Here is a 12,843-nt window from a genome sequence, read left to right on the forward strand (position 1 = left end):
TTTGCAAAATTATTAACCAAAAAGGACTTCAATGGATATTGATGACTTTCGGGCGATGAGAAGAGGAATCCCGCTTTTTGCCCTCAATAGAAAAGATGAGTCACTTATAGCACCTATTGACCGCCGCAACGGGAAAAAACGGCGTGCTTTACTGTTAATACATGGCTTTACCTCAACGCCGGCTGTTTTTCGCGCTATGTTGCCCTCTTTTTCATTTTATGATGCTGTAATTTGCCCGGTTCTGCCGGGACATGCAGAGAATCTTCAAGCCTTTGCTAATGTGAAAGGAGAAGCGTGGGTTACAGCAGTGGAGCAATCTTGCGAGCTTCTCATCAATGAGTTTGAGCAACTTGATGTATTAGGCCTTTCTTTGGGGGGCATTTTGGCATGTCATCTAAGTAATTGCTTTCCATTACATCATCTCTATCTACTCGCTCCAGCCCTCGATCTAAAACTGCCTCTTGAAAAAACATTAAAATTGGCCAAAATTTTAAATTGGTTGGGATTTCAAGAAGTACGGGGCCTTTCAGGAAATTTATATACCAATCAACATTGTGAAATCGCTTATCGAAAACTACCCTTATCTTCAATTATTGAAGTTTTTAATTTGATTAGACAATTCCCATTCACCCCACCTAATTGCCCTACGGATGTATTTTTAGGCTGTCATGATAAAGTGGTTGATTCTTGGCGAGTAGCAGCCCGTTTTGCTAATCAAGACAATGTAACTATTCATTGGCTCAGTAACTCAGCCCATGTTATCCCCTTGGATGGGGATATTGACAGTGTTATCGCCTGCGTAAAGAACAACTTTGCTGCAGATGAAGCAACTAACTAGGTAATTTTTGTCTGGATCATTGATTAAACCAAGAAGGACTTCAGAGATGGCCATCTCTGAAGTCCTGTTTTGATTTATTTGTTATAGCGATCATATTCTTGCATAAAATATAAATCCCAATCGCGCATATCAAGCACTGAGCCATTGTAAGCCATGAAATCAGTTCTCATTCTTGGAATGTTATAGAAATAGATATCACTGGCATCCGTCGCCAAGGTGTGCTGACGCTTAACAGCAGCAATATCGGCAATGGCTTTATCATGAGTTTTTATAAATGCACGATCAACTCGTAGATATCGACCGTTGAAATGCGCTTTATCCCATAACTCTAGATCCAACTTGCCTACAGTCCCTGATAATTGCATAAAAGCCTGTCCCCTACTGCGAATAATTAAGGAATTGCTTTTAACCCAATACATTCCTAGCCAAGCATCACCGCCCAAATCAAGCTTAGTGATATTCATAACACCCGCTAGCTGAACTTTGCTTTTACCTTCTATCGACAATTGCAAATATTGACTATAAATACCACTAATTTGGGTATAACCCCCGCCACTGATGTTAAGTCGGCGTATGAAAATTTTTCCACCAAGCGTGGTACGTCCCGGATTATTAATCGATAGGTCTAAAAGTCCAGAACGCAAATTATTACCGGTTATCGTCCCGGCACCACGATAACTAAAACCATTTAAATAGCGACCACGAATCTCTGCAGTAATAGGTCCATATCGCGGATAGCCCTTACCAACATGTATCAATAAAGTCTCGCTGCTAACTTCGGTTTTTACCTGTAATAAATCAAGGGTATTACCATGTAAAATAAGCTGGGGACGAGCATATCCCGTATGTAAACTTACATTGATGTTCCCTTCAACGACCACTTGATTAAATGCCGGAAGTTGACGATTTTGCAAAGCCTTTTTAGCTGCCGGTGGAACAATCACTACCTGATGCTTAGAACAACTTGTCGTCAATAAAAGAATAAAAATCAATGAGAAAAACCGCATCAACATAGTCAATGTTCCATTTACCTGAATTTCCCTACATTAGAGGAAGTTAATCTAATGCGCAAGATTATTATGCCGGTTCAAGCCTCAATTTACTAAACTCACCTGGTTTTAAAATTTTTACTTAAAACCAAGAATCACTATTAAAATCTGATATGGTAATATTCCCTGGGCAGCCATCATCACGCTCAAAATCAGGTGCTTTACTTACCAGCTTTTGCAAAGTCTCCTGTTGCATAATCAAAGGAGGGAGTTGAATAAAAATATCAACTAAAACACCATTCTTACATCCAAAATACACTTTACGAGAAGCATTTTGCCCAAAAGTTTCGCGAACCATTTCACGTAGCCGCTCTCGCTTTATGGTCTCTCCTACGTGCGCGTAGAGAAACAAGCCTAACGGTGTTTGATTAATCTCTTGATTTAAACGTAACGCCAAGGAAAAATAGGCATCACTTGAAAGAATTTGGCAGCTTCCATGTTTATTCCATTCATGCCGCTCAAGACAGCTGCCAGCTGCATAAGCAGGCATGAATTGCCGTAGGGACTGTGCTACTTCAGCACTTAAATCAACTGCAGGGTAATCACAATGATGCGGTTTAGCATTCACACCGCAAAAACCATAATGTTCACCACAAATCTGCTGATTAGGCCATAAACCATGCAACACCAAATGATTGGCTTGATAAGAATCGGCAGCCAATTTTAAACATTCTGGCTTACCAACTTCATACCCATAGGTTTGACAAAAACCTGGCTGCCAACTCAGTGCTAATACATAGGAATCGGCAAGTCCAGGTATCTGCTCACAAGTTGTTTTGCCATTGGCTTGAAAGCTAGACTCCCCACAATCAGCACTTACCCATCGCAAAGAGTGTTCTGCGTCGGGGAGCTCGATACGCAGCCAATCAGGATTATTAGGGCGATTAATTTCTTTGATTATATAACTTTGCGAAGGTTTTACCCTGTAGTTATCAGGATTCGTTTTTTTATTTTTAGAGAGGTAAACAGGGCAAGATTTGTGAGCTTCAAAATTGCCAGTCACGTTAACAGAGGAGAAGGATAACAGGGGAAAAACCATCCAAAAAATAACAAGCAATCTTATCATCATGCATCCCAGCAACATAAGATGCCATGATTATACCCATAGATTTATAAAAATCATATGATTATCTATGACTATAAAGGTATAGACCTGCTCTCTAGTTTAACTTATACCACTTGGCCTGCGGCCCAGCCTGATGACCATGCCCATTGAAAGTTATAACCGCCCAACCACCCTGTCACATCAAGGACTTCACCAACAAAATACAAGCCTGGAATATGGTTGACTTGCATGGTTTGTGATGAAATAGCACGTGTATCAACCCCCCCCAAGGTCACTTCTGCGGTGCGATAACCTTCCGTGCCATTAGGCTTAATGGACCATTGTCTTAGGCGCTCGCCAATTTCTTGCAAATGCTTATCTGAAAAAGTTTGTAATTCGGCTTCGAGGAGGTTTTCTTTAAAAAAAGTCGTTACCACTCTTTTAGGCAGTGCTTCTTCCAGACAATGCTTTAATCGCGCCTTTGGCGTAAGGCGTTTACGTTTGGCAAGTGAACATGCCCATTCATCATAGACATCCAAATCAATCGTCAAAGGATCGCCAGGTTGCCAATAAGAAGAAATTTGCAGCATTGCAGGACCACTTAATCCTCGATGGGTAAAGAGCATATCCAACGTAAAACTCTGTCCATTACAATGCACTTGGCAAGGCAGAGAAATACCCGAAAGAAGGCTTAAGCGTTCTTTATCCTCTGGTTGTAATGTAAATGGTACTAAGCCTGCACGCGTTGGTAAAACGGTTAAACCAAATTGAGCGGCTAATTGATAACCATAAGGCGAGGCTCCCATCGTCGGGATTGATAAGCCACCAGTTGCTACAACTACTGCTTGCGCATGTAGCTGCTCTCCCGTATTTAAACGAACTGCAAACCCCTTTTCTGTTGTATCGACACGATTAATTGCCGTATTTAACCGTATAGAAACCTTTGCCTCTTCGCAGCAGGCTAATAGCATTGCTACAATATCAGAAGCCTTGTTATCACAAAATAATTGGCCATGTGATTTCTCGTGAAAAGGAATTTTGTACTTTTTCACCAAGTTAATAAAATCATAAGCTGTATAGCGTTTCAGTGCTGATTTACAAAAATGAGGATTGGCTGACAGATAATTATGAGGCTCTATGTAGTAATTCGTAAAATTACAACGACCGCCCCCCGACATAAGAATTTTTTTACCGACTTTGTTAGCATGATCAATAATCAATACACGCCGCCCGCGATTGCCTGCTTCTATAGCACACATTAATCCGGCCGCACCTGCACCTATAATGATTACATCAGGATTTTTCATAGTAAACAAAGATCATCCCCCTTTGATACCAGGCAAGCTTGGCAGCAAAGAGGGAAGATTCAGAGAAACAGCAGAGAGATTAAACGGCAGTTACATCTTCCGCTTGCAAGCCTTTAGGTCCTTTGGTCACTAAGAACTCTACACGTTGACCTTCTTTCAAAGTTTTACGATTGGCTGCACTGTTGATTGAGCGAAAATGCACAAATACATCATCTTGACCATTATCACGACTGATGAATCCGTAACCTTTATCATCATTAAACCACTTAACGTGGCCTGTTTCTTTATCAGACATTTCTACTTTCCAAATAAAATTAAACGTATACACTTGAGTTAAGCTTAACTAACCCAGAAACATAAATAGGTATACCACGCGCTAATTCGCCACTTTGCACTACAAAAGGAGGGATTTTCACGAAGAACACTGTTTCCAGCCAAGAAGCAAAGACCACAAGTGATCTGATTATAACCTAGAGTTGATCAAATAGCGAGAATTGTGTGCGAAATAATTCTCAATTGCACTTTGACCCCACTAATCAGCGTCATAATTAGCCCAAATCTACTTATTTAACCGCGCGAATCTATTGTCAGCTTTTGTCTAGGAAACCCAATTAATCTCTCTATGCATCAAAAAAGGTCACAATGGATTCCTGCACGGCCATTGTATCGTCGAAGCCTAGTTTAATTAGTTCACGGGTAAATTCTTTTTCAAACAAAAGAAAGCTTAGTAAATCCCCGGAGTGGCGCTTGGCACCAAGAAAATTAAGCAGAAGACGTAGTAACATAGGAATACTGTGGTAATGAGATTGAGCAATTGCGGCTATATTCCTACTTGGACGTAAATGTAGAGTTTGAACAGGTCGCCAAGAGCAGTGCTGTTCCTTCTCTGCGGGTAACAAACGGGCAATATTGTTCATATGGTTAATCATCTCAATATCACGCTCAAGATTATCTAAAAACAATCCGTTAATCATTCCCGCTAGAACGCGTGAAAAATCAATGTCACCATCACGTAATTTCTCTGGGTCGCCCCCTTTTAATTGTCGATTTCCAATTACTAAAATTTTATCGGCTTGACAATGGATTGCCCCTCGCAGAGGAGCCTCTAATCCTAAGTGACCGTCTCCGTAGTGAAAACCATCTATCTTTGACGGTGGAAAGAACAGGGGTAATGCAGTAGACGCCAGAAAATACTCCATTTCCAAATTAACTCGCTGGCTAATATGAAGTGGATAGTCCCAATCTGCAAAATCCTCTGCATGGTGTTGATAGAAAGAGATAGTTTTTTGTGTTTCATAACAATTGCTAATAATTTCTATCGTTTCTAAGTGTTTATTCCTAATAGCGCCTTCCACATCCTCAAAATCAATGATGCTCTTTAGAAATCCGCGCAAGGGGGAGGTATCAAGAATATGCCCTAATAAACGTTGCCTAAAAATCATGCTTTTCATATTACGCATGAACGTTTTACTGAGTGCATAATTGCTTATCTTAAAAATTTGTGAGCACGTAATATCAGCCCATAACTCACTTAACTTGGTAGTGGCAGCAGAAAAATCCAATGCATTTTCAGCTAGCACGGCGGCATTAATACTGCCGATGCTTGCTCCAGTGAGCATATTAAAAGGAATTTTTTTTGAATTTAGAATTGTACTGATAGCTTTGAGGGCTCCAGCCTGATAGGCTCCGCGGGCTCCACCACCGGCCAAATAAAGCGCTATTTTGGTCATTTCTTACTGTTTTAGAGTGGGAGATAAAAATATAGCCCTGTTACAACTCGCTGGCAAGTAACTTAAAGACAATCGACTCCATGTTAGAATACCCTTTTTATTTCCAATGATTGTCATAGACTTTTCAAAATTTAAACTGAGAGCTACTCATGAAAAAAACTCCCATTCTAATTGTTGGTGGTGGTCCCGTTGGCCTCAGTATGGCTTTAGCATTGGCACGTCAAGGTATTCATTCTTTAGTGATTGAACGACATCCGAGCCGTACTGAACATCCTCGTGCCCGTGGTGTTAGCATGCGCACGATGGAGTTATTTAAACAATGGGGAAATATTAACGAATTATTGAAATATGAATTCCCCAGAGAAGCGATAAGATTCATCTGGTCAGAGTCCTTGCAAGGCAATGAAGTGACTCGGGTAGAAATGAAAGGTATAGAAAATTATACACATGGCCCTATTGGTGCTAGTTTTGTCACTCAAGATTGTGTGGAAGAATATCTGCACCATACTTTGCGATCTCATCAAGAGGCAGAGGTTCAATTTTCAAAAGAAATGATTTCTTTTGAAGAAAATAATACTGGCGTAATGGTGAGACTACGGAATCGAAAAAACAACGAAGAAGAATTTGTATGCGCTCAATATGTTGTTGCCGCTGATGGTGCGCATAGCCCTATACGTAAACAATTAGAAATCGAAATGGAAGGGCCGGACAATTTGGGACGAAGTTGCAGTGTTTATTGTGAATTTGACATATCACAATGGACAAAGCATCGTCCTAGCGCCGGATTTTTCTTTATTGATCCTAAAATATCCAGCCGCTCTTTATTTATGGCCTATGGCAAAAATCGTTGGATAGTCGGTATGCGCTTTACAGAAGAAAATAAGAAAGAAGATTTCACAGATGAATATTGTATCCATGAAATACGGCGTGTTGTTGATATCCCTCATCTTGATATTAAAATTATAAATAAAAGTTTTTGGACAATGGCAGCACAAGTCGCGAAACAATATCGCCATAATAGAATCTTTTAGTAGGTGATGCTGCACATCGTTTACCCCCTACCGGTGGTTTGGGAATGAATACAGGTATTGCTGATACACACAACTTAGCTTGGAAATTAGCATTTGTGCTTAATCATGGCGTTTCTGATTCGCTACTAGATACTTATTATGAGGAGCGTGCCCCCATTGCTAAACGCAACATTGAATGGAGTACTGAAAACGCTAAACGTTTTTTTGATATCCATAAAGCAATCCATGCCGGTGATCATGAAACATTAAAAATAAAATTACATGAACAACAAAAAAATCTTAATTATGAAGGATTAGACTTAGGTTTTATTTACCATTCAAATGCAGTGATATCTGAAAATAATCAAGCTCTCAGTGTATCTCCATCTAAATATATGCCCACAACTTTGCCAGGAGCTCGGGCACCTTATGTAAAATTACTAAAGGATAATGAACCTATTTCAACATTAGATCTTTTTGAAAAAAATTTTGTTCTGCTAATTGGTTCAAAAGGGGAGCCGTGGCGAATTGCTGCGAGTGAATTAGCCCAAACATTGTCATTTCCATTAATCGTTTATAGTGTGGGGGCTAATGGTGATTTGATTAACCCTGAAAATACGTGGCACCGTATTTATGAAATAAATAGTGAGGGTTGTGTTTTGGTGCGTCCAGATGGTCATGTTGCTTGGCGTAGCCCATCAATAATGGAAAATCCAAAGAATGAGTTAGCGAGGGCTTTTAATATTACTTTAAATATCTTCCCTATCGATTTAAATAAATTTGTTTCAACTCAATAAAAGAGAACCTCTATGCACATATCTCATGAGAATCAATCCAATTGGATTATCATTCAAAATAATGAAATATTATTAAATAGCAATAACAGCCTCCCAAGTGCATCGAATATTGCGGCTATAGCTCCCTATTTTCAAAGAAATTTTAATTTGGGAGCCTATGAAAAAGTAGAGTATTATTGCGCTGAGGTGGATGAAAACATCACTCTAGACAATTCATTTTATTTTCTTCCATTACGTAAGGCATTATCCTTAATGGATAAAAATCAATATGGGTTGGGCGTTAAAGCTTATTCGGTTATCAATTGGGATAAAAATCACCAATTTTGTGGGCGATGTGGAGCACTTACATTGCATCAAACCATAGCATTTGAACGGATCTGCACACCATGCGACCTTAGTTTTTTTCCACGAATCTCGCCATCTATCATTGTTCTAATCCACAGAGAAGACCATCTCTTAATGGCGAGAAGCCCGCATTTTTTGCCAGGCATTTATGGCCTCATTGCCGGATTTGTAGAGGCCGGGGAGAGCATTGAAGAAGCAGTATACAGAGAAGTAAAAGAAGAAGTTGGTATACGAATAAAAAATTTGTCTTATTTCGGTTCGCAACCTTGGCCTTTTCCTGATTCTTTAATGATAGCTTTCATGGCAGAATACGAGTCCGGGGAAATTCTAATCGATAACAGTGAAATTGAACACGCTGACTGGTATCGCTATGATAATCTCCCAGGACGACCTTCCATGTCGTTTAGTATCGCATCGACACTTCTTGATAATTTTATTAGCCATTGCGAACTTCGGTATAAAAATAAATAGAGAATATAGATTATTATCGCAGCTATTACGTCAACCAGGACTTGTATCTCTCTGGCCAATAGACGATATAATACCTGTTACAAATTAATGGTTGGGCGAAAGGATCAACCCACTAGGCAAAAGGATAGCAATGTTTCAATCAGCTTTAATAATTGCACTAATGACTTTTAGCATCATCACTCAAGCAGCCCTTCCTGCTGACCCAATCCAGCGCTGTTTAGATATTCGAAGGCTTGCAGACTTAACCACAAGACAAAAAATGGCCGCCAAAGAGCCCGGGGTATTGCGCTTTAAATTTCATAAAATTTCAGCATCAAAGCTACCGTTAGCTAATCCTGCGGGTAATATGGATGAAGTTATCAAAGCATTAAATAATCAGATTGAAAACTGCTATAAAAACCAAGGTGAATTTCAGACAGTAGTTATTGCTGGTCATAAGTTCAAACGTCAGGAATGGTGCCTTGATACCAACAAAAAAATGCTCACTCTTGCAAAAGCTGCCCATGGCGATTTTCAAAAATATTTATCAAATATCAAAACCGAATTTGACTGGTATAAAAGCGATGGCTGGCCTGAAAATTATGGAGGATTTAAAAAGGGTGAATTTCAATTTACAGCTTATTATGCGCCAGCCCCTATTGAAGCTCGCACCCAACGCGGAGGAGCCTTTTTATATCCCATCTATAGTAATCCAGGTGTTGTAAACGTAACTTTGGAATGTAGAAAATTTAATTTAAAAGCGCCTCTTTGCGGAATCGACCCAGTTAGCAAAATGGTGCGTGGATTTTGTCTGAAAAATACCGATGGCACCTACTCTATAGCGCCAGATCGAGAGGAAATTGCTCGTGGGGCTTTAAATCCAAAATATATAATTGGCTATGTTAAAAACCCCAATGACCCCGCCTTTTTAATGCTTCAAGGCTCTGGTTCATTAATTCTTGATGGCAAATTATTTCGTATCAATTACGATGGCGCTAATGGCAGGCCGCGCACCATGCTTGGTCGCATTGTGCAATGTGCACAAGACCCAACCTGTGGTGGCAACCTTGATGCAATGGAACGTTGCGCTAAAGATCCCAAATGCCATGATGAAGCCAAGTTACGCTGTAACGTGTCTAAAGAAATTAGACAAAGCGCTGCATCAGAAAAGCTAATTCGCCAATATTTAGATAGTCCTCTTAACCGCGATAAAGCCGCCGACTTGCGAAATCGCGATCAAAGTTTTGTATTTTTTTCTAAAGAAGCTGGTGGCCCTTATGGTTCAGAAAATATTTCTCTAACTCCGCACGCCTCATGCGCAACTGATCACAAAGTAATCCCTATTGGAATGAATTTTATCTATCATTGCAAAAAATCTACTTCATGGTGCGTGGCTCAAGACGCAGGCGGTGCCATTATAGGGGCTCATGTTGACGTCTATAAAGGTGAGGGTAACCAAGCTGGTGTGGAGGCAAATGCGCTAAATCACGCAGGCTCATTGTTTGTAGCACTGCCAAAACGCAAATGACTTAGTCGCCTAAAAAATCCACAATAGATTATATAACTCTATCTATTTCTACGAAGTTACTTTCATAGCAAATAATGATAATGGATGTAAGTCTAGAGAATTATAATGTGATTACAAACCATTAAGAAAATGTAATCATTAATGACATTAAAATAATTAGGCTTAAAGCCAATCATCAGACAATTACCACTAACAATAGATTGAGGAATCATGAAATATTTGGGAAATCGTGAAATAATGCAAATTAATCACTCTATACGCATAAAAAATGAGAAAACAATTTTTAAAAGGGCTGCCACAGCAGGGATATTGTTACTCTGGAATCCCTTAAAGCAAAAGAATTGCCCCAACATTCCCACTGAAATAGGGGAACTTATCGGTAGTTACCTGAGCGATAATGATGCAAAAAATGTAGTTCAGGTTTGTCAAAGTGCTAAGAATGCCGCACGTAAAGCACTAACCGATTTTAAGAGTGGTAAAGGTAAAATTTACGATGAGGTAGAAGCCTACCTTCCCCTTAGTTTTATACCTTGATAAAGGGTCATGCTAAATAATTATTTAGCATGACGAGAAATAACATGATCTTGACCATGCTCTTCATCATGAATAGTAATTTTTCCATTTTTTTGTTCTCCTTGCATCAAGGTTTTCACAAGTTGGTGCACTGAGAAAGTCTCATTTGAATATTTGTTAGTACGGAAGAAATGTCTTTCTTGTTTCAAGAAATGCTGAGGTGTATTTAAAATATAAAGCGCTAAACTTTTCTTTTGCTCAGGTTTCAAATTACTTGCTATCTCTTCCAGCGCATTCAGATAAGCTTTTTTACTCTCTTTAAGATTAAGATTTTTTGGTAACTTATTTTTTAACCATTGATCTATCTCAGAACCATTTTTGCCAGCAAACGGTCCTTCCAAATTGGAAGAAGTAGATTCCGTATTCTTAACTTCTGTGCCGGATTTAATCCCTTTGCTTTCACTTTTTTCAGCATCCATCCCTTCCAAATTGGAAGAAGTAGATTCCGTACTCTTAACTTCCGTGGATTTAATATCTTTGTTTCCACTTTTTTCAGCCCCCATTCCTTCCAGATTGGAAGAAGTAGCTTCAGATTCAGTACTTTTAACTTCCGATTTAACATCTTTGCTTTCTAATTTTGTAGCAGCACTCTTAATGACATGAACCTCCATTTTACCTTGTAACTGAAGGTGGTATTGATTGGATTTAGCGACCTGTCCCCAAGTCATAGATGGAGCCGCAGAATAAACAAAACCACTTCTCTTCTTATCATAGTGGCCATTTAAGCCGGTTAAAACTTCCATTGTATTAGTGGCAGCAGCTTTTACACCATCATCGGTAGCTCTAGCCCCCCCCCAATAATCATTCCCAGGATAAGACACATGATCCCAAGCAACTAAACTCACTAAATCACAGTCTTTGTAGGCTACACCGTATTCTTCGGGACGGCAGAGCTGAGGTTTGCCACCCTTAGTCAGTGGTCTAACTAAGAGATCAATATCATTAATTGATTTTGTACTTTCTTCTTTATTGTAATTGTCATACCAAACTGCTTGGATTTGAGATAATTCTTTACCATGTTCAGTGAGTAATCTTTCTATGACCGTTTGAAATTGCGCATGAATTTCAGACCCGTATTTTCCCGCAAACTGTCCGCAACCAATTCCAGGGAGAGTAACCAATAACTTTTTTCCAGTAATTTTTGCATTTTCATTAGCTGCTAATAATCCTGGAAGTATCCTTCGCTCATAGAGGCGATAAAAAGCTTCAGGATCTAGCTTACCTTTTTTTGTGACCTCATCCAGATCGGGTTTTGCCTCACCAACCGCTCGCAAAAGAGCGCCGGGGACATAAATTAAAGTCGCCGCAAATGGAGGTTCATAAATTTTGGGGAAACTCCAGGCACCATTATCATATATTGTGGTAGGTATGCTGCAACTGATATCCCCTAAAAGAGCAATTTCCGTAGAGCTCCAGTTTTCTTCACCCGAAAATGGTGTTGATTCGGCAAAAATAGTAGGTAATTTAGTTTGTACCAAACATTCGATGAATGCTTCATCAGACATTTCTTTTAAATTCTTATCAACAAGCTTTTTCTTAAGGTAGGCCCCTGCATCAGCCTTACCTTCAAGTAAATCTAATTTGTATTGTTGTAGTTTTTTAAAAGAAATATCGCTTAAGAGAAAACGATAAGTTTGACTCGTCTTCTTCTCTTCTTTCTTTTCTTCCATAGAAGTATCGACAAGAGTTGATAAAGTCTCTGTCAATTTTTCTAATTCTTTTTTATGACCTTCTATTTCTTTTTTTAATGTCTGGTACTGTCCATTTTTCGTATGGAAAAGTGTAATGGCAGTATTTTCAGGGTCTACTATCCATCGAAGTTCTTGTAGTCGCTTAAACTCTTCTGGATTCAAATTTCCTTGTTCTGTGGTAATGACGAATCCTCGTTTATTTTCTAATTCTTTTCTCTCTTTATCGTCCTTGACGAATTGCTCAGTCTTTCTGTGCTTACCATAAGCAACCATTGCCAAATCGTCTTTTTTAAAAAAACCTTTGCTATCAAAACGACTGAGAATGTCATTATACTCTTTCTCTACTATAGAAAACTTCTCAGTGAGTTCCTCTATCTTTTTTTGAAGATTAGTTATTTGAAGTTCAACGGCAACAATTTTTTCGTTGGAAGACATTTAGATTCTCTTAATTTAAACAATTTAGGACTTTTATTATACCAT

The 12,843-nt window shown here is 39.2% G+C and carries 10 protein-coding genes and 1 pseudogene; 5 read left to right on the forward strand and 6 right to left on the reverse strand.

Annotated features, from left to right (window positions below):
- Positions 1 to 31: 31 nt before the first annotated feature.
- Positions 32 to 838, forward strand: a complete 807-nt coding sequence (locus tag Lbru_RS15465; RefSeq protein ID WP_058443021.1) for an alpha/beta hydrolase — start codon at positions 32 to 34, stop codon at positions 836 to 838.
- A 74-nt stretch (positions 839 to 912) separates the two neighbouring features.
- On the opposite strand, the gene Lbru_RS15470 is transcribed toward Lbru_RS15465, so the two are convergent.
- The 5 genes from Lbru_RS15470 to Lbru_RS15490 form a co-directional block, all read right to left on the reverse strand.
- Positions 913 to 1,851 carry a GIN domain-containing protein gene (locus Lbru_RS15470; protein ID WP_058443022.1) on the reverse strand — a complete coding sequence of 313 codons (939 nt, stop codon included), beginning with the start codon at positions 1,849 to 1,851 and terminating at the stop codon, positions 913 to 915.
- A 118-nt stretch (positions 1,852 to 1,969) separates the two neighbouring features.
- A complete protein-coding gene (locus Lbru_RS15475) occupies positions 1,970 to 2,956 on the reverse strand; it encodes a ribonuclease T2 family protein (protein WP_238583904.1) in 987 nt (328 codons plus the stop codon).
- A gap of 101 nt (positions 2,957 to 3,057) precedes the next feature.
- A complete protein-coding gene (locus tag Lbru_RS15480) occupies positions 3,058 to 4,239 on the reverse strand; it encodes a BaiN/RdsA family NAD(P)/FAD-dependent oxidoreductase (protein ID WP_058443024.1) in 1,182 nt (393 codons plus the stop codon).
- Positions 4,240 to 4,318: 79 nt separating this feature from the next.
- Complete coding sequence (locus Lbru_RS15485; protein ID WP_058443025.1) at positions 4,319 to 4,534, reverse strand: cold-shock protein; 216 nt, start codon at positions 4,532 to 4,534, stop codon at positions 4,319 to 4,321.
- Positions 4,535 to 4,859: 325 nt separating this feature from the next.
- Complete coding sequence (locus Lbru_RS15490; RefSeq protein ID WP_058443026.1) at positions 4,860 to 5,969, reverse strand: patatin-like phospholipase family protein; 1,110 nt, start codon at positions 5,967 to 5,969, stop codon at positions 4,860 to 4,862.
- A gap of 182 nt (positions 5,970 to 6,151) precedes the next feature.
- Here Lbru_RS15490 and Lbru_RS17875 point away from each other — a divergent pair.
- The 4 genes and pseudogenes from Lbru_RS17875 to Lbru_RS15515 form a co-directional block, all read left to right on the forward strand.
- Positions 6,152 to 7,776: pseudogene (locus tag Lbru_RS17875) on the forward strand (FAD-dependent monooxygenase); the annotation flags it as partial.
- Positions 7,777 to 7,788: 12 nt separating this feature from the next.
- Complete coding sequence (nudC, locus tag Lbru_RS15505) at positions 7,789 to 8,592, forward strand: NAD(+) diphosphatase (protein WP_058443029.1); 804 nt, start codon at positions 7,789 to 7,791, stop codon at positions 8,590 to 8,592.
- A gap of 130 nt (positions 8,593 to 8,722) precedes the next feature.
- Positions 8,723 to 10,099: an MltA domain-containing protein gene (locus tag Lbru_RS15510; protein WP_058443030.1), complete on the forward strand. Its 1,377-nt coding sequence runs from the start codon at positions 8,723 to 8,725 to the stop codon at positions 10,097 to 10,099.
- Positions 10,100 to 10,309: 210 nt separating this feature from the next.
- Positions 10,310 to 10,633, forward strand: a complete 324-nt coding sequence (locus Lbru_RS15515) for a hypothetical protein (RefSeq protein ID WP_058443031.1) — start codon at positions 10,310 to 10,312, stop codon at positions 10,631 to 10,633.
- Positions 10,634 to 10,653: 20 nt separating this feature from the next.
- Here the strand turns inward: Lbru_RS15515 and Lbru_RS15520 are convergent, their stop codons facing one another.
- Positions 10,654 to 12,798: a hypothetical protein gene (locus Lbru_RS15520; RefSeq protein ID WP_058443032.1), complete on the reverse strand. Its 2,145-nt coding sequence runs from the start codon at positions 12,796 to 12,798 to the stop codon at positions 10,654 to 10,656.
- Positions 12,799 to 12,843: the final 45 nt, after the last annotated feature.

It is taken from the genome of Legionella brunensis, from assembly GCF_001467025.1.
Lineage (GTDB): Bacteria > Pseudomonadota > Gammaproteobacteria > Legionellales > Legionellaceae > Tatlockia > Tatlockia brunensis.